Genomic DNA, 22,579 nt, shown 5'->3' on the forward strand with positions numbered 1-22,579 from the left:
ATTATAAAAAGCTCCGCAGTAATGGCTAATGTCATTAAGCTAGTCGAATATCCATTCATTAAAGCCGCAAGGCTAGCAAAATACGGAGTCTATGATATGCAGGGTATCACCATGCTACCGGAGGCTCTGTTATACAAGGAATTTGGTGTTAACGCTGAATTCATTATAGATCATGCCTGGGGACGTGAGTCCTGCACTAGCACAAAAAGCTGATAACGTCGAGCTTTACAAACAACTCATTGATTTAAGTTCACAGGCCTTGGATATGCAGACTGAAATAGCAAAACTACGCGAAGAGAATTCAGAACTACAAAAATCCAAAGAAACGGAGCAAAGGTTTGTTAGGCATGAACAGCCGTATTTAACACTTGAAGGTGATAATCAAAAGATTTGTTATTGCGCTGTATGTTGGGGAAAAGACGAGAAAATGATTCAGATGGACAGAATTAACTGGGATAAAGGTCAAATAAAGCTATATTGCAGCGTTTGCGAGAATCACTGCATTGAATGCGAGCAGTAGGTGATGACTGCCTTTCATTAATACTACGGAGTATACAAAATCAATTATATAACGATGAGAACCGCCCATGCGCGATTCTGTTTTATGTATTTACATTGCATGTGGGATATGGTATAATAAACGAAAAAGGAGCTATATATGGGACAGAAAGAGATCATCGACAGGGATACTTACCGAAAAATCAAGAAAATGAACCGAGAGGAACTTACCAAGTTCATTATCCAGTACGGAGATGAACTGCTCGGAGAACAGGGCAAAACAATTGATCTTCCTGCTCTTGAGGCAGAACTCAGTAAAATCAAAGGTATTGGTGGTAAGCGCCTTGAGGAGATAATGGTTGTTATCGAGAAATTTTTTCAAGAATAAATAAAATACTTATGGGACGGCTTTACGCCGTCCTTTTATAATATTTTGATAATTGTTCGTGTGGAATAGGTTTGAAAAATGCCTATTCTACGTGAAAATAATTTCAAATCCGATAAATAATTTTCAGTTCAAAGTAAAAAAGAAGAATGGCTGAATCCCGCTATTTTACGCGATACAGCCATTCTCCTGACTCATTATTTTGAGCGGACAGAGAGGGATTCGAACCCTCGATACGCTATTAACGTATACACGAGTTCCAGTCGTGCGCCTTAGACCAGCTCAGCCATCTGTCCATACTTTGGTGCGAGTAATGGGACTTGAACCCATACGTCTCTCGACACACGCCCCTCAAACGTGCCTGTCTGCCTATTCCAGCACACTCGCAAAGTACTTTAATATTATACTACAAAACAAGTACAATGTCAATAGCAACTTATATATATTTATATTATTACTATTAGTGGAATTTAATATAACAATCACTGCATGAACGACTGATACACACAAATGCAAATATAAAAACACAAAAAATCTCAATTTTCGACAATTTACGCTAAAACACCCTATTGAAATTCCTCTTCAATGGGTGTAGAATAGTAAACATAGTAACAAAGAAAAGGAGTCCTAACATGGAAAATGAACGAATCAAAGTATTGATCGGTGACGATTCAGCAACAAACGGAGTAAGAGTAGCAGCAAAGCTTAGGGATAACGGCATTACAGCCTATACCCGAAGGAAACATAGCAAAGCGATACTTGATTCTATTCTCAATGACAAGCCTGATGTAGTACTGGTAGACTTGACCTTACCTGACGCAGATGCGCTTATGGTAATGAAGCAAGTCAAGGAAACATTTGTCTCTCCACCAGCATTCATAGTTGTATCTGATGTACAAAACAAATTTATTGAACGTCAGGTAATGGAAAACGGAGCATCATATTTCTTATCTAAGCCGTATGATCTTGAGTCTCTCAGCTACATCGTCAAATCTGTATGCAGAAAGCCAATACCTTTAAACTGTACTGATACTGAGATAATGGTGACAGACGTTATTCAGAAGCTTGGTATACCGGCGCATATAAAGGGATATCATTATCTGCGTACTGCAATACTTAGTGCAATTGAGAACAGCCAGCTCATGGAGTGTGTAACAAAGCAGCTTTATCCATGCGTTGCCAAGAAATATGCCACAACTTCATCTCGTGTTGAAAGAGCCATACGTCATGCAATAGAAATTGCATGGGATCGCGGAAACGCCGAAATAATAAACAATTTCTTCGGTTATACCATAGACAGTTACCGCGGCCGTCCGACAAACTCAGAATTCATAGCTCTTGTCACTGACAAAATAAGGCTCAGACTGAAAAACACATCTGTATGATCCAATTACTTATACACATCAAAAGCCCGTATCACTACGGGCTTTTATTTATTAATTCCTTATTATTCTGCGTACAGGAAAAGTTGCAGAAGCCATACAAAATGCAATTAGTATAAGCCATTTCTTTTCGATAAAGCTGCCATGCATCATAGAGAAAAGATAAAAATATCCAAGCTTTGTACCGAATGAAAAATTAAGGATATAATATATCACAGATGCCATATAGCCTACTACAACATTTCTGCCTATACCTGCAAATGCAAAGCCAATTGCTCCAAGAAAAAGAGCTGTTGCCGATGAACCTATAAAATACCTTACTGTGACCTGTGAATTACAATTCTTCATATAAAGCACATAAGCACCTATCATACATAATATCACTATCACGGAACATATCAGTCTAAGAATACATACTATATCATGGTTTATTTTCTTTGAACGTACTATATCGTATATGCTTTCGTTCTGTTCAGGCAAAAATACAGGTGTCATCAGAACTACGCCTATAAGCGGAACATAAAGTTCAAGTGGCTGAGCTGCAAGGATACTATCAAGCTGTGAAAGACTGAAAAAGATAGGTGAAGCAAGCAGTATACACAGTGCAACTATATAATGTATCAGAAAATTATGCTTTACGTCTGAATATACTACCCTTGCCAAACAACCTGATACCATTAAAGCTTCCTCCCCTCTTCAGTTCATAAATACCAACAGTGAATAAAACCGCTGCTACAGATATCACCATATAAAAGACACGGTTAAAAACGAAATTATTCCAATTCATAATAAATCCACTTCTGTTCCCCAATGCATTATGACGGCATATAAATGTAAACTTCCCTATCCGTCCTGATAATCCTGCTGTTCCGCCTGCCATAAGTCCCATAAACCACCATACGAACTGCACCAGTATAGCAGCACCTGCTGACAGTATTTCCGTAACCAACATTCCTGTTGCTGTGGCAGCCATTATATTAGGAAGCAGCCAGAATGTTGGGAGCGTAAACATAGCCGTCATATCTATATCAGCACCATTATATCTTATAAGTATCTGTATAAGTGCGATGACCATGAATACAAATACAGGAATGAACATGGTTGTCACAAGCGCGAGAAAACGAGTGAATACTATGCGTAACGAGGACGATCTGCGAGAATATATAAGCTCACTCATTCTGCGTCGTCTGTCTGCTGCTGTAAGCGCAGCTGCAACAAATACAGGTAATATAGCAAGTACTATACCTGCATAGTCGCTGAATAATCTTGCGTATGCATTTGTTACTCTGTCATCAGTTAAAATGCTGTTATAATCTTCAACTGCGTCCTCATATGTCATGGGTACACGGGAGAACTTATAAACCAAGCCGTCAACAGCGTAATCAGAACCGCCGCCGAGAATATCATCAACATCGTCCATTATATCAGTAAAACGCTCATATGTCATACTCACGCTTATAGGCATATCTCTAATGGCATATTCGCCGTAGTCGTGAGTACCGTCCGTAATATAGCAAACATCTGCGTTTTTCTTCTTTTCAGCAATACCTTCACTATCCAATCCTGTGATCTCACAGATGTACTTTTCAATCTTTGCCTGCTCTTCATTATCAAGATGAACAGCTTTATAAAAACCAAAAGGATAGCATACATACCTGTTTGATAAGAATTCCACCGTCAGCGCATCTGTGGCTGTTGACATAATAAGATCATGGTCTTCGACTATCTTTTCTCCGTAATCATAATCACCTTGACTTGGCGGATAAACCTTTTCTCCGCCTTCCATGAAATACTGACTTACGATCATCAGAATAACAAGCAGGGAATATAAAATGTATGTCAGAGAACTAAATATCTTTTTGCACTCCATACAGAACAGCATCATTCTTCACCTCCGACTATATCACAGCCGTGACTGTGCAAACAGTAAACATAAGCGCCTTCAAGATCAGGTTCAGTGAGAACGGTATTAGGAAGATCAGGCTCGGTATCAGATACTATCCTGACTGTGACATAGTCAGTCTGCGCAAGCATACCTGTTACGATATACTCTTTTTTTATCTGCGGAAGAAATTGTTTCTCAACATTTGCCGTATAGATATGTCCTCTTGCATTTTCAAGTATTTCATGAACTGTTCCTTTCCAGAGTATCCTTCCTGCGTCCATTATGGCTATATTCTCACAGGTAGCTTCGATATCGCCCACAATATGCGTTGAAAGCAGAACTATACGTTCCTGAGCTACTTCACAGAGCAGATTTCTGAAACGGATACGTTCTTCGGGATCAAGTCCTGCTGTAGGCTCGTCAACTATCAGTACCTTCGGATCATGTATAAGAGCCTGAGCGATACCAAGTCTGCGCTTCATACCGCCTGACAGTTCCTTGAACTTTTTGTGACGATGTTCAATAAGATTGACCTTGCGAAGGAGCGAAGTAACACGCTTTTTACATTCAGCCTTTGGTATGCACGAAAGTGCCCCGAGATATTCGAGTACCTCATCACACTTCATATTTGGATACATTGAAAAATCCTGCGGAAGATATCCTGTCATAGCACGTATTTCCTTTGCACTTTCAACGGGTACTCCGCATATGTTTATATCGCCGCTCTTCTTTTTATGAAGAACAGCAAGCGTTTTCATCAGAGTAGTCTTTCCTGCGCCGTTTCGTCCGAGGAGTCCGAACATTCCTTTTTCAATAGTAAGATCAATGTCAAACAGTGCCTGCTTTTTGCCGTAGAACTTATTGACATTTTTTATTACGATCTTTTCGTCCATTTTATCGCCTCCAAAAATAATGACATGATAAGCTTTTCCTATCATGTCATTATAATAATCTATGAATTTCAACTTTTTATCTACTTTCCGATTTTTTTACAGAAAATTCTGCTGTGACCTTTCCGCCGCCTTTTTCACCATTGGTGATATAAAGATCACCGCCGCATTTTCTGCATAACAATCGGCAGATATAAAGTCCAAGTCCGAAATGCTCTATCTCATCTTCATTTTCACCGTGGTAAAATGGCTGCCACGCCTTTCGCAGAGCTTCTTCCGAAAAGCCTTCGCCGTCATCAGATATTGCTATCCTGAGTTTGTCATCTTCTGCTTCCGCAATACAGCTGACTTCACTCTCTTTGTATCGCTCAGCATTTGAAACAATATTTTCAAATACCTGCATTATAAGTTCACGGTCATTATAAATAAGAATGTCCTCATTTTCATTTGCAGACATTGAAAAAACTTCATTGCCGCATATGAGCTTTCCGACTTCATCAAAACTGTCGCAAAGCTCTTTATACGAAATAGCTTCTTCCTCGGGAATAATATCTTCAAGCTTATGAGCTGCACTCATCTTTTCCGTGTAATGCTCCAGACGCTCCACCTGTACACTCATTTTACTTAGGATATCCGCCTGCTTTTCGGGACTTATCCTACCATCAAACTTCTTTACAAGCTCGGTATATCCTTTAAGCACCGTTATCGGTGTACGGAGATCATGTGAAAAGGCTGAATTAAGGCGTTTGCGCTCTTCAAGTGATTTCCAGAGCTCGTAGTTGCTCGAATACAGATTTTTGCGCATATTTTCAAATGACTCACATAATCTGCCAATTTCGTTTTTGCACTCAGTGCGAACTTCAAAATCAAGATCATCACTCAGTATCCTTTCAGATGCAGATAACAGCGTATCTATGGGCTTTTTGACTTCTGCCGCATAAAATGTTTTTACGGTGAACCAGATGCAAAGGCAGGACCAAAATGAAACTGCAATATATCTGCCATAATGGAGCAGGTCATATAACCACATATCATCGGGAAGGCTGTTCCATAGCCGATACTCGTCCATAGAAAAATATTCCGGCAAAAACACATTTACGTGCCGATTAACATACCACCTCTGAAGATAATCAAAAAGCGCATAGATCAACCAGTTACCAATAACGCAAACCACAAAGCATATGGCAAGATACTTTATAAATGAACTCTTGATACCGACTTTTTTTATTTTATCCATTTATACCCCATTCCCCATACAGTGCCGATATGCTTATCCTCTCCGTATTTTCCAAGCTTTGCTCTTATACGCCTTATATGCTCGGCTATAACAGAGCTGTCACCCTCCGCTTCATAGCCCCATATTTTCTCGTAAATTCGCTCTTTATCAAAAACCTGCCCTGTATTAAGCGAAAGAAGCTCTATTATGCGGAATTCCTTGTTCGCAAGTTCAATAACTTCGTCTCCTGCCGAGATTTTTTTCTCGGTATAGTCAATTACAAGATCACCATAAAACCGAACATTCTTTGCCGCGCTGACTCTCCTGTCTCTTCGTATATGTGCAGCTACACGAGCACCGAGCTCGTCCAGTGAAAATGGCTTGATTATGTAGTCATCTCCGCCTGCTGCAAAACCGTTTATCTTGTCCTCGTCTTCGACCTTTGCAGTAAGAAAAAGGATAGGACAGCTTACGTGATCCCTTATTTTCTGACACACTTCAAAGCCATTCCCGTCAGGCATATTCACATCAAGGAGTATTATATCGGGTGATTTCGATACTGCTTCAACAGCCTGCGAACCGCTGTATGCCGTATATACACAGTAACCCTCAAGCTCAAAATAGTCCTTCAATAATCCTACAACGTCCTTTTCATCATCTGCGATAAGTATACTGTACATATTTTCCCGCTCCTTTCCCTATGATTGTAAAACCGAAAAATCAACTTTTTATCAACTGTTTTATTAATATCTGCTCAATTATTATAACGCCAAATGCTGTCATTGTCAATTATGAGCATGGTAAGATCGTAATTGGATTTTCACATCTATTCACTCTGTAAACATTGATTTATCAATAAAAGTATGTTATAATAATAACAAATCAAATACAGGAGCATTATCATGTCAAAACTGATATCAGATAAATTCAAGGACTGGGAAAAAGTCTGCAATGAGCGTTTCGACAAACTTAAAGAAAATGAAGAAAAGCTCAACAGTTATTTTATCTCAGCCTATGGTCTTGAAGCCGAAATCACGCCTGAGGTAAAAGACGAGGACATTACTGTACGCAGAGCTGATCTCCAAAGAGAGATAAAAAGCCTGATAAGCTACGCTGTAGGCTGTATTTTCGGTCGTTATTCGCTTGACCGTGAGGGACTCTGCTACGCAGGCGGCAGTTGGGACTCCTCTGCATATTCTACTATTATCCCCTGCGAAGATAATATAATGACAATAAACTCTGCTGACAGCGGACTTACGGCTGCTGTCATAAGCTTTGTCGAAAAAGCCTACGGAAAGGAAACACTGGAAGAAAACCTTTCCTTTATTGCTGAAACACTGGGCGGCAGCGGCGATGGCCGTGAAGTGATACACAATTATCTCAGAAAAAGCTTCTTTAAAGAACACAATCAGATATACCGCAATCGCCCTATATACTGGCAGTTTACCTCAGGAAACAAAAAAACATTCAAGGCAATTATGTACATTCATCGCTATACCCCCGATACCCTATGGGTACTTGAGGAAAAATATGCTGTGCCGTATTATGAACAGCTCAAATACAGGCTTTCACAGCGAAACGAAGAATACCGAAGTGCAAACGGCAAGGAAAAAACTGCCTTTCGCAGGAACATATGCCGAACACAGGCACTTATCACTGAAATGGAGGGATTTATACAACGGCTTCATCTCCTCGCAGCTGAGAAGATCAGCCTTGAACTTGATTACGGCGTAAAGATTAACTACGAAAAACTCAAAGACATACTTGAATGATCAACTTTCGACCACTGAAAATGAGGAAAATTTTTTTATTTGACTTTTATAACCTATTAATGTATAATAAACGCTGATATATCAACCAAGGAGGATAAAATGAAGAGAATAATCCTGAATATGGCACCTTACTGGCATATCGTCCTTATCATTCTTGTTTTTCTCGGAGTACAGGCATACTGTGACCTTTCACTTCCGCAGTACACATCTGATATGATAGACATTGGTATCCAGAACCACGGTGTGGAGTATATTCTTCCCAAAAAGATGACTTCGGAAGATATGCTGTATTCTACGCTGTTCATGACGGACAGTGAAAAACAAAAGTGGGAAAGCTTATACTCTCAGAACGGCGACATATATGAGAGAAAGGCTTCCGACAAAGAGCTTGAAAGCTCGACCGAGGAATTTCTCGTACCTGTTGCCCTGTCTCAGCAGACCGGCAATATGAGTGAGGAGAGATTTAAGGCAACTTTGAAAGACTCTATGGCAAAATCTCCGCAGCAGTCTCCCGAAGGACTTGACATCGACAGTCTTACTCTCGATGAGATAAGTGAGAATATGCACCTTGACCTGAAAACATTTGAAGCAAAGAACGAAAACGGCGTTATGACTACATATGTGGATATGCGCCCTATAATGCTGGGACTTATAAAAAATGGTATGCTTGATACCGAACAGATATCAACTCTCCGCAGTCAGCTTGAAGAAACCGTCTCAAAAGTCGGCAGCAATACCATGAAGTCAATGGGCATTTCTTATGCCATTTCAGCCGATAAAGCCGCAGGAGTTGACGTAGACAGCATACAGAAGAAGTATCTGTGGATGCAGGGACTTAAAATGCTGGGCATGGCTTTTCTTATGCTTGCTGCTTCGATCGGTGCAGGCTATTTTGCAGCGCGTACAGGTGCAGGTATAGGTCGTGATCTGCGCGAAAAAATATTCAGGAAGGTCGTAGGGTATTCAAATACCGAGATAGACAAATTCTCAACAGCCTCCCTTATAACCCGAAGCACAAACGATGTACAGCAGATACAGAACGTAACGGCTGTACTGCTGAGAGTACTCATGTATGCACCTATACTCGGTATCGGAGGAGTTATAAAGGTCCTTAATACAGGCGCACATATGGGCTGGATAATCATTGCTGCCGTATCTATTATCCTAATGTTCATTCTTGTTCTTATGATAATCGCTATGCCTAAGTTCAAAGTCATGCAGAAGCTTGTGGACGGTCTCAACCTTATATCACGCGAGATACTGACTGGTCTCAGTGTAATAAGAGCTTTCGGACGTGAAAAGGAAGAGGAAAAACGCTTTGACAAAGCCAATACCGATCTTATGAAAACTCAGCTCTTCACCAACAGAGTAATGACATTTATGCTTCCCGGTATGATGCTGGTTATGTACGGTGTTTCACTGACTATCGTATGGGTATCGGCTCACAGAGTTGACACAGGCGATCTTCAGGTAGGCGCGATGACTGCATTTATCAGCTACTCCATACAGATAGTAATGTCATTCCTTATGCTTACGGTAATGTCGGTCATACTCCCTCGTGCAGGAGTTGCGGCTGACAGAATAGACGAAGTACTCAAAACAGATACAACTGTACTCGAACCCGAAGCTCCTAAATCAATAACTGCTCCTACAGGAACAGTCTGTTTCAATAACGTTTCGTTCAAGTATCCTAATGCCGATGACAATGCTATAAGCGATATAAGCTTTACGGCAGAGTCTGGCAAGACAACAGCTATCATAGGCAGTACGGGCTGCGGCAAATCTACTCTTATCAATCTTATCCCACGTTTTTATGATGTTACTGAGGGAAGCATAACTGTTGACGGCGTAGATGTACGCGAACTCAGCAAGTCCGACCTGAGATGCCGGATAGGTCTTGTGCCGCAGAAAGGTGTGCTTTTCTCTGGTACTATAAGCTCTAACCTTAAATTCGGCAAGCCTGATGCTACAGATGAAGAGCTTGCAAAAGCTGCTGAGATCGCTCAGGCTATGGAATTCATATCAAATGACGAAAATGGCTTTGAAAGAGCCATATCACAGGGCGGAAGCAACGTTTCCGGTGGTCAGAAGCAGCGTCTTGCCATTGCACGAGCTATCGTCAAGAAACCTGAAATATACATTTTTGATGACAGCTTCTCGGCTCTTGATATGAAAACTGATGCTGCGCTCAGAAAAGAGCTTAAAAAATACGTTAAAAATTCAGCAGTTATCATAGTTGCTCAGCGTATCAGCACTATCATGAATGCCGATCAGATAATCGTTCTTGATGAAGGCAGATTAGTCGGCAAGGGTACTCACAAAGAGCTTATGAAGTCCTGTGATACCTATAAGCAGATAGCAGGCTCTCAGCTTTCCGAGGAAGAACTGAAAAAGAGCATGGGAGGTGAAGATAATGAGTGAAAACAATAAAAGTAGTATGCCTGTACAGCGTCCGCGAGGACATATGGGCGGCGGAGGCAGATTTGCTCCCGGCGAAAAGCCAAAGAATTTCAAAAGTTCGATGAAAAAACTCATATCCTACCTTGGAGCATATAAAATAGCTATTTTCATTGTAATGATACTTGCAGCTGTGGCTACTGTATTCTCTGTTGCAGGTCCTAAGATAATGGCAAAGGCTACAAACGCGCTGTTTGACGGACTTATGAGCAAGATCGCAGGTACAGGCGGTATCGACTTCGGATACATCGGCAAGATACTTCTCTTTACTCTTGGACTTTATATTTTCAGCTCAGTTGTAAGCTTTGCTCAGGGCTGGATAATGACGGGAATATCACAGAAGATATCCTACAGACTGAGAAAGGATATATCCGAAAAGATAGCACGTATGCCAATGGGCTATTTTGAAAGCAGAACCTACGGCGAAGTACTCTCACGTATCACAAATGATGTTGATACTATGGGTACTACTCTCAATCAGAGTATCACGCAGATAATCACTTCTGTTGCTACTCTTGTGGGTACGTTGGTGATGATGCTTTCGATATCCCCTCTTATGACGCTTATTTCAATAGTTATCCTTCCTATTTCAGCAATACTTCTCTCACTTGTTATAAAGAAGTCACAAAAACACTTCCGCACTCAGCAGGAATACCTGGGACATATAAACGGTCTCGTTGAAGAAACATACAGCGGACACACAGTAGTTCAGGCTTTCAATAAAGAAGAGGAAACACTGAAAGATTTCTGTGACACCAACGACGTGCTCTATAAATCGGCATGGAAATCGCAGTTCATATCGGGTATAATGATGCCTATAATGCAGTTTGTCGGAAACCTCGGCTATGCAGGCGTTGCTATCTCAGGAGGACTTCTTGCAATCAAGGGCGTTATCGGTATCGGTGACATACAGGCATTCATTCAGTATGTAAAACAGTTCACACAGCCGATACAGCAGATAGCTCAGGTCATAAATCAGGTACAGTCCATGACAGCGGCTGCTGAAAGAGTATTTGAATTCCTTGAAGAAGAGGAGGAAGAGCAGATACCTGCTGACGCTGTTATCCCTGAAAATGTAGTCGGCGACGTAAGCTTTGACCACGTTTCATTCGGATACAACAAGGATAAAATTATCATCGGTGATTTCAGTGCTGATATCAAGGCAGGACAGAAGATAGCCATAGTCGGTCCTACAGGTGCTGGAAAAACTACAATGGTAAAGCTGCTGATGCGCTTCTATGATGTAAACGGCGGAACGATCTCCCTTGACGGAACTGATATCCGAAAGATACCGCGTTACGAACTGAGAAAGAACTTCGGCATGGTTTTACAGGATACATGGCTTTTCAACGGCACTATCATGGAAAATATCCGCTACGGCAGACTTGATGCCACAGATGAAGAAGTCATTGCTGCTGCTAAAGCCGCTCACGCTCACCACTTCATCAAGTCACTTCCAAACGGCTATGATATGGTACTTAATGAGGACGCAAGCAACGTATCTCAAGGACAGAAACAGCTCCTCACCATTGCAAGAGCTATCCTTTCAGACTCTAAGGTAATGATACTCGATGAAGCAACATCTTCTGTTGATACACGTACAGAGGTGCTGATACAGGACGCTATGGATTGCCTTATGAACGGCAGAACAAGCTTTATTATCGCACACCGACTTTCAACTATCAAAAATGCCGATATCATACTCGTTATGAAGGACGGCGATATCATAGAACAGGGCAATCACGAAGAACTTCTCGAAAAGAACGGATTTTACGCACAGCTCTACAATTCACAGTTTGAAATTGCATAAACAAAAACGGTCTCTTTCGAGACCGTTTCTTTTATGTTGATTTATTACAAATTATATGTTATACTTAGCAATGGAGGTAATATCTATGACTTTTGAAAGACTTGAAAAGAATATATGCGATAATATATATGAGGCTCAGCTGAAGCTCGGCTACGATCAGCGTCCCATGAGCCTTAATTATACAAACGCCACACTCTGTCATCTTATCGGAATAAATGACACTGCGCAACTGTCACAGCTTCTGGAAAGCTTTGCTGACAGTGTGGCTCAAAAGCTTGGTAGTCTCTCTTTCCGCAGTACCCATAACGGTTTCTGCATAACTATCCCTGCGGAGGGAACTGCTTATGTCAGTGAGCACAGCAGCGGCAATGAGTTCATGGCAAAGCTTGTTGAAGCGGTCAGAGGTCATGCCGATACGGAAACGATACTCGGTATATTTAAGGAAGCTTCGGCAAATGTTTCTGTGACTGAGCTGAACAATGAGGAATTCCGTTATCTCGTTTTCTTTCCCGATATGACACCCGATGAGTATTACTACTGTATATCCGAGGAAGAAGAAATGGACGGGCATATCCACGCATCTTATCACAGGTTTATCCGCGAGGATTATGAGGAACTTGGCTTCTGAAATGGACAAAAGCTGTATTCGCCTATGAATACAGCTTTTCTGATCTGTCCGTTACAAAGAAATCGCCTCAGCTGATCGTGTGCAGATATCAACTGCGGCATCGCTCAAATAATAACCCAATTATTCTCGCAATACAATTATACCACTTATATAAAACCATGTCAATAAGAAAGAGCGTTATCTGTCAAAAGTGTACAAATAACGCTCGTATTTTTATATTTTTATTATTTTTTTGACTTGTCTATCTTCTCGCTTTTTACAATAAGAATATCATTCATTTTAAGCTTTACACTGTCAACCGGAACGATAGTAAGCTCACCTCTCAGGATAACGTGTATGCTTAAACTGTACTTTTCTCTTATATCCAATACACTCATTCCCGAAAAGCCGCTTTTGCGGTCAATAAGTATCTCACCGACTTCTTTTATATCAGGAAATCTGACATCTGACTGTTGATTTTTTGTGTACTGCTCAACAAAACCTGCACTGATGATACCTGTTGGGATAGCAACCACTCCCACACCAAGGAAAGCTATACATATTCCTATAAGCTTACCTATAACAGTTACAGGATAGATATCGCCGTATCCAACAGTAAGAAGCGTTGAAACGCTCCACCATATTCCCGAAAAAGCATTGCTGAACACCTCGGGCTGCGCTTCATGCTCAACACTGTAGATGCCCAGAGATGAAGCCAGCATGAGTACGATAATAATGAAAACAGATGAAAAGATCTGATTTTTCTTCTCGATAAGGACTGTTGTAATAACGTGGAATGAGTCATAGTGGGCATTGACTCTGAAAAGGTGAAATATCCTTACAACTCTCAACATTCTGAATACGATAAAACCGTCAAGGAATATGAATGGAAGTATCGTAAGAAGATCAACTATACCGTCAAAGGATATCAGAAATCTCATTCTTGCCTTTAATTTGCCAAGCTTTGGATAAAGCAAATCAGCTGTCCATATTCTGAGTACGTATTCAATACAGAAGATAAGTACAGTAACTCCCTCGATTATTTTAAAGCCGGTCTTGAACCTTGACAACTCGTCAAATGTTGAGAGAAAAACAGTGAGGATATTCAGAATGATAACAGTTACTATAAGGAAATCAAAAGCTCTGCTGGGGAAATCATACTTGTTTCCGATCTGAATAATATCGAAGATACGCTTTTTAAGCTTATTGTTCTTCTTAATTTCACTCAATTCCACTCAGCTCCCTGTAAAGTTTTTGTGCATAGCCGTCTGTCATGCCGCAGACAAAATCCGTGACCAGCATAAGCCTTAAATAAAGCTTTTCATTCTCCTGTTTTCCCTTGGAATAGGTCTTATACGCACGTATATAATTCTCGGAAACGATCTTCATTATTCGCTGCTCTATGGCTGAGCTTTCAAGGTCTGTATCATACACCATAGCAGCCTTCGTCAGCTTGTTCAGAAGAAATTCGTATATCTCCCCTGCTGCTATTTCAAGCTTGAATATGTCCTTTGACTGAAAAACATATCTGCTTGCTATATCTCCAAGTGCAAATGCAAGAGCATTTCCATGCGAGACAGCAAGAAGTTCCTTAGGAAAGCTTCCTTCCATTATTTCCTTATAGTTGCTTGTAAAGCCGAAAGCCGCACATCTTAAAAGAACGCCCTGTACGTAGATTATCCAGCGCTGGACCGCATTCTGCTCAGGTGATGAAATACCTTTTTCATTTGCCTGACTGTAATAGTCCTCAAGCTTTTTAACTGCCTTGCAGTACTCCTCACATTCTTCATTATCAGCGCATTTAGCGATATATTCTTTTTTCAGATCATATAACAACTGGCCGTAGCTCACAAATCCCTTTTTCACGGCGTCCTCGATATCAGCGGTCTTATAAGCGATATCATCTGCTGCTTCAAGAATGAATGCAAGAGGGTGTCGGCAGTCTACAGCTCCTGTGCTGTTTACTATGTCCTCAAATATATCCTTATCTGCATAGTAATATCCCATTTTCTTGTCCTTGATATTTCCGCTCTTTTTGTTGATCTCTGTAGATGAGACAGGATATTTTATTATAGTATTCAGCAGAGTATAGGTAAGGTTCATACCATTTTCGTCAACAAGGAAATGCAGCTTTGTAAGAAGTCTGAGTGCTTGTGCGTTGCCCTCAAAATGATAAAAATCATTGAGCATCTGAGGCGTAAGAAGCTCGTCTATCTTTTTGCCGCCAAATTCAAGCTTATTCAGATTTTTTCTGAACCAGTCGCGGACATAATCCTCTCCGAAGTGTCCGAAAGGTGGATTGCCGATGTCATGGATAAGTCCCGCACATTCAAGTACGCTGCATATCTTGTCTATATCCTCATAAGAAAGATCTTTATCCTTTCCGTATTGCAATATATTGCGGAATATCATCTGTCCGAGAGACTTTGCAAACGATGATACTTCAAGTGAATGAGTCAGACGAGTACGAACAAAATCTCCCCTGTCAAGAGGAAATACCTGTGTCTTGTCCTGCAGGCGTCTGAATGAAGCACTGCCGATTATCCTGTGATAATCACGCTGAAACTCATTTCGTGTATCTGTACTCACAGAAGTTGTAGAATAGCTCCTTCTGCGCTTTTCACATAATAGGTTTTTCCAGTTCATATTAAAGCTCCGTTCTCACGATAATTGGATTGTCGATAACTATACTTTCGGGTTCAACGATACAATCGTATGCGAGGATATTTACTCCTGCTTTCTGTGCAGCTCTCAGTGCATCGCCAAACGCCCTGTGCATTACATCATTAGGTCGGAATTCCTTTATTTCCTTCATCTGTATAACGAACAGCAGATATGCTCCGTATCCTTCGCCTGCTGCACGTATAAGCTCATTTATATGCTTTACTCCGCGTTCTGTGGGAGCATCGGGAAAAAGTGCGATACCGTTATTTTCAAGGGTAACGCCTTTTACTTCAAGGAAGGATGCCTTTCCGTTTTCCTCTATCCTGAAGTCAAATCGTGATGCTCCGTATGTACATTCACGGCGTATCACAGCCTGCTCAGAGAATAGCTTTCCGCTTTTCAGCCATTCCTCAGTTGCCGAGTTTGGTATCTGTGAATCCATGTTCACAAGCAGGGGGTGAAGTCCGTCACGGAGCTTTTCAACAGCAACAAGGTCATATTTTGTCTTTCTTGCAGGATTGTCCGAACGTTCAAGGTAAACTGTAACGCCTTCCCTTAGAAGTTCCCTGCATCTTCCCGTATTCTTTACGTGTACTGTCTCTCTTTCGCCATTTATCATCACTTCTGCGATAAATCTGTTGGGACGGGATATAAATACAGCTTTTTCAATATTTCGGTACTTCATATTCCTTGCCGTAGATCTCCTTGTAAGTATCCTTAGTACACATTACATATACATTATATTCATCACATTTATCTTTGAATATCCTTTTTGCCTTTCCGACATATGCCTGAGCGATATAATCATCTTCAAATCCAAGCTCATCACATATAAAAGATGTTTCCTGAGGTCCGTCGCATACTATAAGATCAGGTTCGCCCACTTTTTTCCATTTATCGAGCACCTTTTCTTTTTCATTATCGTCAATTACTACATGGCTGATAAATGAAAGATCATAATTAAGATCATAATAAATACTATGGTCGAAATACGCATTTGCGGCAATACTTGAAGCATTTACCAAATATAAATCATTCTTTGACCATGTGGTGAGTATCTTTTTGTCTTGAAGTCTGTTTTCCTTTACCCAGTCAGCAAGTGCAGGTGCAGGATCGTATGGAAGCTTTATCTCATGGTAAAAGCTTAAAGCGTCCCAATAAATATTAATTGCCGAAAATGCAGCTGCTGCTCCAATAATTATCTTTTTTGTGAAAGAAACCGATAGACCTGCTTTTTCTGCGATATTAGTAAATTCGCTTATTTTTACAGGTTCTTTATCTGCTGCTGTCCATAAAATAAACAGCATATACATAAAGAATATACCAAAATGGTGCGGATTGATATGGATAGCTGTTAGTACGGCAATGAAAGCGTAAGGTATAAAAAGCTCCGCGATCATGCGTCTTTTTTTGCATATAGCAAATAAAACAGCCCATATAAGCAACGATATCGCTCCTGCGGCAATAACTTCTCCAATAGGATTTACTTCATCTCTCATGTAAAGAAGTTCCGATGAGAACGAAGTAAAGAGATTTTCTGACGGTATAAGCAGCCAGCTGAACAAATAACAAGCAGCATAATTGTGCTGTCCGCCCACTGACTGTTTTACGGCATATGTATCTGAATGAGGCATGATATCTGCGATCATCGTCAGTGCAGAAGCTAAAAGTACGATATAGCATATCATAAGCTTTTGGTTGGATATGACATCTGCACACATTTTCTTTATACTGCGCTGTCTTATAGCTTCGCCGACCATATCAGCTATAACTATTCCGCCTGCAAATGCTATTCCGTATGAGTGTATAGTACATATAAATATAAGTGCAAGACAGTATCTTAAAGGCTTTTCATGCCTGTCCTTATAACACATTGCAGCCAGTAGACATGAACAGGTAAGCATCATGTACGGACGGGATATAACGCTGTACTGATAAAGAAGAAAAAAACTCAGTGGTATGATATTTTTTGTTATCCTGCTGAATGGCGAGCGAAACTGTATAAGCAGAATTACAGCTTCAACAAATATAAAGTTTACTGATTTAATGGCTGTTTCAAAAGATAAACCAAGGGATATTGCGATCTTTAAAAGGAAATGCCACATGGGAGGGTGTCCCTCATAATGCGTCCAGCGCATCAAAACGTCATGCCATGAGGTGTCCCTTGCCAACAGATAAGCCTGTGCTTCGTCAAACCACGGTTCATGGCAGTATAAACCTATTACAGCCAATAGCGATACGATAACAGTTACAAGCACTGATGCCATAAGATCAGACTTTTTGTTCTTTAAAACCATATTTGCACCTCGTTATTTATTCTGTTCCATAACGTCCAGATAATGAAGTTCTCTGAACTTTTTCGGAGTAATGCCGTTTATCTTCTTAAATACGCTTATGAACGCGCTTTGTGACGAAAAACCAAGAGCAAGCGATATCTCAAGGCACGAAAAATCAGAATATCTCAAAAGATTTTCTGCCGTTGATACTTTCGCCTGTATTATAAAACTCTTTATGCTCATTCCCTTTTCCTTTGAGAAAAGCTTTGACAGATATGAGGGATTGAGTCCTACATGATCTGCAAGCAGTGTGAGCGTAAGTTCCTCATGAAGGTGCTCATAAATATAATCTATACATCTTCTAACGTGAAGGGATACTACATTTTCTTTTTTAAGTGTACGCATACGCTCTGTAAAATCAAGCTGCATCTCTCCAAGAAGGTCGATTATTTTTTCCGCATCGTTGAGCTTGTCCGCACGCTGTATATAGATATCGCTGAGGGTATATGCAGTATTAAGTGCCATTCCGCCCTCAATGCAGAACCTCGCCACCAGTGCAACAGCCGTTACAAAATGATACATCACATTACGCACGGGATCATTGGAAAGTGTGCCTTTTCCCTCGAAAAAATTCCTGCGTATGATCTCAAATCTCTTTTTTATACCCTCGATGTCTCCTGCCTGGACCATTCGGTAAACACTCAGCTCACGTTCAAAGGGACTTCGCATAAAGCCGTCATTTTTCTGTATATAAAGCCTGTAATTCAGATCACGGTCTGTTTTCATAAACTCCCCCCAAATTCAAAAATTGCGGTCTTATTCCCATTATTTGCTGTAATCCTATTATATCCTATTTTTGATACAAATGCAATATTTCTGATATAATTTCTTTGTTTGTTCGACTATAATAAAGGCAATGAAGAACAAATAAAAACAACGTGATATAGCTGTAAAGGAGGAGTTTTATGGCAAAAGCAAATGATCTTACCCAGGGAAAAGTTACAGGTCTAATACTTAAATTCTATTTTCCGATGCTGCTGACAAATATGCTCCAGCAGTTATATACCATCGCTGATACAGCTATCGTCGGAAAAGGTCTTGGCGACAATGCTCTTGCGGCAGTCGGAAATATGTCATCTCTTACTTTTCTGATATTCGGCTTCTCCATGGGACTTGCCAACGGCTTCTCAGTTATCATCGCCCAGAGCTTCGGTGCAAAGGACTATTCAAAGCTGAGACGTTCTGTAGCTTCATCGGCAATGCTTTGCTTTATTATTGGTATTATCCTCACAGCAGTAAGTATCTCATTCCTGAAGCCTGTACTGCATCTTCTGAGAACAAATGAAGCTATAATGCACGACGGTCTTGTATACGGCTACTTCATATTCGGTGGTCTTATCGCAACTATCACTTATAACCTCTGCTCATGTATTCTCCGCGCACTTGGAGACAGCAAAACTCCGTTCATTGCGATCATCATATCAAGCATAGTCAATATCTGCCTTGACAGCTTCTTCATATTTGTACTGAAAACAGGCGTTGAGGGAGCTGCTATAGCTACCATATTCTCGCAGATAATGTCTGCATTCATCTGCTGGCTCAGAATACGCAAAATAGAAGAACTCAATGTGACAAAAGAGGATTTCCGCGGCAACGGCAAGCTTTACGGTGAACTTTTCAAAAACGGTCTGCCTATGGCATTTATGAACTCAATTACAGCTGTTGGCTGTATGGTAATACAGTATTTTGTAAACGGCTTGGGAGTCGCTTATACTACTTCATACTCGGCTTGCAGCAAATTCCTCACTCTCTTTATGCAGCCTGCCTGCACAGCAGGATTTACAATGTCGGCATTCACGAGCCAGAATTACGGTGCAAAGAGATTTGACCGCATACGCGAAGGGCTCCATGTATGCCTTGCTATCTCAACTATCTCATACGTTTTACTTGGCTCGGTAATGGTATTCTTCCCCGAAGCACTTGCAAAGATCATGTTAAACGGTGAAGAACCTGTTGCTATTGCCAAGACATATCTCCCTGTATGCGGAATATTCCTGTTTGCTGTTGATTTCCTTTTCGTATTCAGAAACGGCTGTCAGGGCTTCGGAAAACCTTTTATCCCTATGATATCAGGAATAGCTGAAATGGCACTTAGAATTGCTGTCATCGCTCTGTTCATATCAACAGTCGGCTTCAGAGCTACAGCATACGCTGAGGCTTCTGCATGGATAGGAGCACTCCTGATAAATATGGCTGCTTTTGAGCATACTCTCAGAAAAAATCTATCCGAACCTGTTGTACACAGGAAAGAGATAAAAACAGTTGCATGATCCCAGACTGGTCTATCAGTCGAAAATATACACCCAATCACTTCCTCACTCAGCTGTCTGTAATCCAATCCGTTACAGGCAGCACTTTTTTGCAAAAAAACAGCCCCTCGTATAAACGAAGGGCTGTATCTTATCTTTCTTTTGCAATTCAGCTTAAACGTCAGCGAGTTGCCGTAAGCTTTTAATCACCGATCAACTGATCTTTTTGCATTTCTTCATAATTCTTTTTAGCTTCAACCTGACTTTTATAATTATCTTCTATAGCTGACTGTATCTGTGCATTTTCGGCATTGATAGTATCTTCTGAATTATCTATATCATAGCATATATCGTTTCTGTGTATCTTTAATATATTATCACTGCCTGCTATTTTTATGCCAATATACGGGTCACTGTAAGAAGAATACATAAGGAAGCTTACTCCTGCGGTATATATCTTCATGCTTTTCTTTGAATAAGCACAAGCAGGTGTATCAAGCACACGTTCACCGATGTACTCATCGTCACCTTCTGAAGTGAACTCAAGGGAGAAGCCGAATAAATTAAATTTGCTGCTGTCACTGTCATTATTGTCAGTAAACTGATTGAACTGCTGTAATTCCGAATTATCCATTGCATAATCGCCGTTAGGATAGTTTTTGATTTCCAGATGATCTAAACCACCGTCCAAAATATCTTCACCAACATTGGCATATGGTTTATAATAGTTCAGAGAACTGCCGTTGCTTTCGTCATTCGGCTTACTTGTAAAATATTTTTTACGCATGAACAAAGAATGATCTTCTTTTGGCATTACCGATGTACCGTTAAAATAAACGGAACAGTTCCACATATCTTTTTCGTCAGGCATTTCAAATAAATAACGCTGACCTGTCTCTTCGTCAATAGCTGTAGCAGCCATATCGTAAAAATACTGACGGTTATCTTTCATATAATTACAGTACAATACCTCGGTGTACAGCAGATCTACGTTATCATTATACTTGAATAAATGATCGTACATAAAAGAAGCAGCCATTACTTTCTGACCGTCACCGTCAAGCACATCATCTCTTTTACTTCCAAAAAATTCTTTGTTGACTGTGTACTGTGTCAGGTTGTCATCTAAAACATCATATAGTCCAAGCTTCTCAAAGTCTGAATCAGTGAATTTGGCTTTCGATTCTGCAACGGCAAGTATATTGTTTTTGTCGTAATCGCCTGCATATTCAACTGCATAGATCTGGTTTGTCGGCAGTTCGTTGTACATTCTTATATATATGCGTACATTGATATCGTCTTTCTCATCTTCATAAAACGGGCAGCTGTAATACGGCGTGATCAGAACGTCCTTTTCAATGTATTCTTTCAGCGGCATATCATATATTTTATAAGTGTGTTCAATGTTTTCTTCTGATATTTCCGCTAATATCGACCTATACCGGCTATCGTTATCTTTGCCGATATTTGAAATGAATTCCTGTACGAACGCTGTCCGGGAAAGTATCCCCACAAACAATACCGCTGCCGCAGCTACTGCTGTCCATTTCAGCACAGGCACTGCCTTGCGTCTGCCCGTAACATTTTCAAGGTCTCTTACGGTAAACTCGCTGTCGGAAAAATCCGAATCGTTCTCAGGAAAAGCTCTTGCGGAGATCTTATCAAAACAGTCCACAGAGGACGAAAGCTCGTTCATCTTGTCCTTAAGCAGCTTCTCAAATTCCAGATCTCCCACTATATCATTTTTCTTTTTCACTGATCTTCACCTGCCTTTTCCTGTAAAATGGTTATTGCTTTCTTGTACCTTGATTTCGCTGTTGTCTCAGGGCATTTCATTACCTGCGCTATCTGCTTGAAAGTAAGCTCTGCACAGCATTTCAGAATGACAGTTTCCCTTTGCTTTTCATTTAAATGCTTTAGAAGCTGATTTATGTAAATACTGTCCTCGACAGTCTTTTCTGCTTCGCCGTAGCTCTGTATTATAAAATTCGTTATCTCTTTCTTGTATCTTCGGCGAAGCTCAAATGCAACGTTGCGGGCTATAGTGATTATAAATCCCTTGCCGTCCCCTTTTTTGGCGGAAAAATGTTTTACCTGCGTTAGTCTTACAAAGGTCTCGGTCACGCAGTCCTCAGCAAGATGATAGTCAGAGGTTATACCAAATCCAACGGCAAATACCGTATCCTTGAACATAACGTACAGCCGGCTCAGACTCTCTTTCGATGTCTTGCAGCTTGCTATTAATTCATTTACGGTACTATCCGCTTCATTGATCCTATCTTTCTTTGTAAAAGAAGTAAAAATTGCTCCGTCACCTCCGCTGATGAAATTCGTATCGGCATCCATTATATATCACTCCTTTTCGGTTATCAGAGGCAGGAATATCTCCCTGACTTGCAAGCTCCTCTGAAGCTCCTGTGAAAGCTTT

At 40.6% G+C, this 22,579-nt stretch carries 20 protein-coding genes and 2 tRNA genes; 8 read left to right on the forward strand and 14 right to left on the reverse strand.

What is annotated here, in order from left to right:
• The first annotated feature begins 172 nt into the window (after positions 1-172).
• Positions 173-520, forward strand: coding sequence for a hypothetical protein (locus tag BLW60_RS17000; protein WP_207645924.1), 348 nt, complete (start codon positions 173-175; stop codon positions 518-520).
• Between the two features lie 138 nt (positions 521-658).
• The gene (locus tag BLW60_RS08155; RefSeq protein ID WP_074716230.1) at positions 659-886 is read left to right on the forward strand and encodes a hypothetical protein; all 228 of its coding nucleotides are present in this window, start codon (positions 659-661) and stop codon (positions 884-886) included.
• Positions 887-1,090: 204 nt separating this feature from the next.
• On the opposite strand, the gene BLW60_RS08160 is transcribed toward BLW60_RS08155, so the two are convergent.
• Together BLW60_RS08160 and BLW60_RS08165 are read right to left on the reverse strand one after the other, a co-directional pair.
• A tRNA-Ser gene (locus BLW60_RS08160) sits at positions 1,091-1,179 on the reverse strand.
• Between the two features lie 6 nt (positions 1,180-1,185).
• Positions 1,186-1,270 (reverse strand) — tRNA-Leu (locus BLW60_RS08165).
• Positions 1,271-1,515: 245 nt separating this feature from the next.
• Here BLW60_RS08165 and spo0A point away from each other — a divergent pair.
• Complete coding sequence (gene spo0A, locus BLW60_RS08170; RefSeq protein ID WP_074716237.1) at positions 1,516-2,268, forward strand: sporulation transcription factor Spo0A; 753 nt, start codon at positions 1,516-1,518, stop codon at positions 2,266-2,268.
• A gap of 51 nt (positions 2,269-2,319) precedes the next feature.
• Here spo0A and BLW60_RS08175 read toward each other — a convergent pair whose 3' ends face one another.
• The 5 genes from BLW60_RS08175 to BLW60_RS08195 all read right to left on the reverse strand — a co-directional run bounded on the left by BLW60_RS08175 (position 2,320) and on the right by BLW60_RS08195 (position 6,936).
• Complete coding sequence (locus tag BLW60_RS08175; protein ID WP_081348176.1) at positions 2,320-2,943, reverse strand: hypothetical protein; 624 nt, start codon at positions 2,941-2,943, stop codon at positions 2,320-2,322.
• Positions 2,894-4,150: a Yip1 family protein gene (locus BLW60_RS08180; protein ID WP_242872850.1), complete on the reverse strand. Its 1,257-nt coding sequence runs from the start codon at positions 4,148-4,150 to the stop codon at positions 2,894-2,896. The genes BLW60_RS08175 and BLW60_RS08180 overlap by 50 nt, the downstream gene beginning before the upstream one ends.
• Positions 4,147-5,043: an ABC transporter ATP-binding protein gene (locus BLW60_RS08185; RefSeq protein WP_074716240.1), complete on the reverse strand. Its 897-nt coding sequence runs from the start codon at positions 5,041-5,043 to the stop codon at positions 4,147-4,149. The genes BLW60_RS08180 and BLW60_RS08185 overlap by 4 nt, the downstream gene beginning before the upstream one ends.
• 76 nt (positions 5,044-5,119) lie before the next feature.
• On the reverse strand, positions 5,120-6,277 hold the full coding sequence (locus BLW60_RS08190; RefSeq protein ID WP_074716242.1) for a HAMP domain-containing sensor histidine kinase: 1,158 nt from the start codon (positions 6,275-6,277) through the stop codon (positions 5,120-5,122).
• Positions 6,265-6,936, reverse strand: coding sequence for a response regulator transcription factor (locus BLW60_RS08195; protein ID WP_074716244.1), 672 nt, complete (start codon positions 6,934-6,936; stop codon positions 6,265-6,267). Before BLW60_RS08195 ends, BLW60_RS08190 begins: the two co-directional genes overlap by 13 nt.
• A 222-nt stretch (positions 6,937-7,158) precedes the next feature.
• Here BLW60_RS08195 and BLW60_RS08200 point away from each other — a divergent pair, with 222 nt between their 5' ends.
• From BLW60_RS08200 to BLW60_RS08215, 4 genes are all read left to right on the forward strand, one after another.
• Complete coding sequence (locus BLW60_RS08200) at positions 7,159-8,028, forward strand: BREX-1 system adenine-specific DNA-methyltransferase PglX (protein WP_074716246.1); 870 nt, start codon at positions 7,159-7,161, stop codon at positions 8,026-8,028.
• A gap of 99 nt (positions 8,029-8,127) precedes the next feature.
• The gene (locus BLW60_RS08205; protein WP_074716249.1) at positions 8,128-10,449 is read left to right on the forward strand and encodes an ABC transporter ATP-binding protein; all 2,322 of its coding nucleotides are present in this window, start codon (positions 8,128-8,130) and stop codon (positions 10,447-10,449) included.
• Entirely contained in the window at positions 10,442-12,295 is a 1,854-nt protein-coding gene (locus tag BLW60_RS08210) for an ABC transporter ATP-binding protein (RefSeq protein WP_074716251.1), read from the forward strand. The genes BLW60_RS08205 and BLW60_RS08210 overlap by 8 nt, the downstream gene beginning before the upstream one ends.
• A gap of 85 nt (positions 12,296-12,380) precedes the next feature.
• Entirely contained in the window at positions 12,381-12,923 is a 543-nt protein-coding gene (locus BLW60_RS08215; protein ID WP_074716253.1) for a DUF3877 family protein, read from the forward strand.
• A gap of 224 nt (positions 12,924-13,147) precedes the next feature.
• Here the strand turns inward: BLW60_RS08215 and BLW60_RS08220 are convergent, their stop codons facing one another.
• From BLW60_RS08220 to BLW60_RS08240, 5 genes are read right to left on the reverse strand one after another with little or no spacing between them, the layout of a single operon-like run.
• A complete protein-coding gene (locus tag BLW60_RS08220) occupies positions 13,148-14,137 on the reverse strand; it encodes an ion transporter (RefSeq protein WP_347496393.1) in 990 nt (329 codons plus the stop codon).
• Complete coding sequence (locus BLW60_RS08225; RefSeq protein ID WP_074716254.1) at positions 14,124-15,548, reverse strand: deoxyguanosinetriphosphate triphosphohydrolase; 1,425 nt, start codon at positions 15,546-15,548, stop codon at positions 14,124-14,126. The genes BLW60_RS08220 and BLW60_RS08225 overlap by 14 nt, the downstream gene beginning before the upstream one ends.
• 1 nt (position 15,549) lies before the next feature.
• Entirely contained in the window at positions 15,550-16,251 is a 702-nt protein-coding gene (sfsA, locus tag BLW60_RS08230) for a DNA/RNA nuclease SfsA (protein ID WP_074716256.1), read from the reverse strand.
• On the reverse strand, positions 16,232-17,863 hold the full coding sequence (locus BLW60_RS08235; protein ID WP_074716258.1) for a hypothetical protein: 1,632 nt from the start codon (positions 17,861-17,863) through the stop codon (positions 16,232-16,234). Before BLW60_RS08235 ends, sfsA begins: the two co-directional genes overlap by 20 nt.
• A gap of 12 nt (positions 17,864-17,875) precedes the next feature.
• Positions 17,876-18,628, reverse strand: a complete 753-nt coding sequence (locus BLW60_RS08240; RefSeq protein ID WP_074716260.1) for a helix-turn-helix domain-containing protein — start codon at positions 18,626-18,628, stop codon at positions 17,876-17,878.
• A 179-nt stretch (positions 18,629-18,807) separates the two neighbouring features.
• Between BLW60_RS08240 and BLW60_RS08245 the strand changes: the two genes are divergently transcribed.
• Positions 18,808-20,172, forward strand: a complete 1,365-nt coding sequence (locus BLW60_RS08245) for an MATE family efflux transporter (RefSeq protein WP_074716263.1) — start codon at positions 18,808-18,810, stop codon at positions 20,170-20,172.
• Between the two features lie 181 nt (positions 20,173-20,353).
• Here BLW60_RS08245 and BLW60_RS08250 read toward each other — a convergent pair whose 3' ends face one another.
• Positions 20,354-21,907 (reverse strand): hypothetical protein, encoded by a 1,554-nt coding sequence (locus BLW60_RS08250; RefSeq protein ID WP_074716265.1) that lies wholly within the window; start codon positions 21,905-21,907, stop codon positions 20,354-20,356.
• Positions 21,904-22,497 (reverse strand): RNA polymerase sigma factor, encoded by a 594-nt coding sequence (locus tag BLW60_RS08255; protein WP_074716267.1) that lies wholly within the window; start codon positions 22,495-22,497, stop codon positions 21,904-21,906. The genes BLW60_RS08250 and BLW60_RS08255 overlap by 4 nt, the downstream gene beginning before the upstream one ends.
• Positions 22,498-22,579: the final 82 nt, after the last annotated feature.

The sequence above is a fragment of the Ruminococcus flavefaciens genome (genome assembly GCF_900108555.1).
Taxonomy (GTDB): Bacteria; Bacillota; Clostridia; order Oscillospirales; family Ruminococcaceae; genus Ruminococcus; species Ruminococcus flavefaciens_P.

Coding starts and splice junctions, on each gene's coding strand:
- BLW60_RS17000 (WP_207645924.1), top strand. CDS start 173: ATGCCTGGGGACGTGAGTCCTGCACTAGCACAAAAAGCTGATAACGTC.
- BLW60_RS08155 (WP_074716230.1), top strand. CDS start 659: ATGGGACAGAAAGAGATCATCGACAGGGATACTTACCGAAAAATCAAG.
- spo0A (WP_074716237.1), top strand. CDS start 1,516: ATGGAAAATGAACGAATCAAAGTATTGATCGGTGACGATTCAGCAACA.
- BLW60_RS08175 (WP_081348176.1), bottom strand. CDS start 2,943: ATGGTATCAGGTTGTTTGGCAAGGGTAGTATATTCAGACGTAAAGCAT.
- BLW60_RS08180 (WP_242872850.1), bottom strand. CDS start 4,150: ATGATGCTGTTCTGTATGGAGTGCAAAAAGATATTTAGTTCTCTGACA.
- BLW60_RS08185 (WP_074716240.1), bottom strand. CDS start 5,043: ATGGACGAAAAGATCGTAATAAAAAATGTCAATAAGTTCTACGGCAAA.
- BLW60_RS08190 (WP_074716242.1), bottom strand. CDS start 6,277: ATGGATAAAATAAAAAAAGTCGGTATCAAGAGTTCATTTATAAAGTAT.
- BLW60_RS08195 (WP_074716244.1), bottom strand. CDS start 6,936: ATGTACAGTATACTTATCGCAGATGATGAAAAGGACGTTGTAGGATTA.
- BLW60_RS08200 (WP_074716246.1), top strand. CDS start 7,159: ATGTCAAAACTGATATCAGATAAATTCAAGGACTGGGAAAAAGTCTGC.
- BLW60_RS08205 (WP_074716249.1), top strand. CDS start 8,128: ATGAAGAGAATAATCCTGAATATGGCACCTTACTGGCATATCGTCCTT.
- BLW60_RS08210 (WP_074716251.1), top strand. CDS start 10,442: ATGAGTGAAAACAATAAAAGTAGTATGCCTGTACAGCGTCCGCGAGGA.
- BLW60_RS08215 (WP_074716253.1), top strand. CDS start 12,381: ATGACTTTTGAAAGACTTGAAAAGAATATATGCGATAATATATATGAG.
- BLW60_RS08225 (WP_074716254.1), bottom strand. CDS start 15,548: ATGAACTGGAAAAACCTATTATGTGAAAAGCGCAGAAGGAGCTATTCT.
- sfsA (WP_074716256.1), bottom strand. CDS start 16,251: ATGAAGTACCGAAATATTGAAAAAGCTGTATTTATATCCCGTCCCAAC.
- BLW60_RS08235 (WP_074716258.1), bottom strand. CDS start 17,863: ATGGTTTTAAAGAACAAAAAGTCTGATCTTATGGCATCAGTGCTTGTA.
- BLW60_RS08240 (WP_074716260.1), bottom strand. CDS start 18,628: ATGAAAACAGACCGTGATCTGAATTACAGGCTTTATATACAGAAAAAT.
- BLW60_RS08245 (WP_074716263.1), top strand. CDS start 18,808: ATGGCAAAAGCAAATGATCTTACCCAGGGAAAAGTTACAGGTCTAATA.
- BLW60_RS08255 (WP_074716267.1), bottom strand. CDS start 22,497: ATGGATGCCGATACGAATTTCATCAGCGGAGGTGACGGAGCAATTTTT.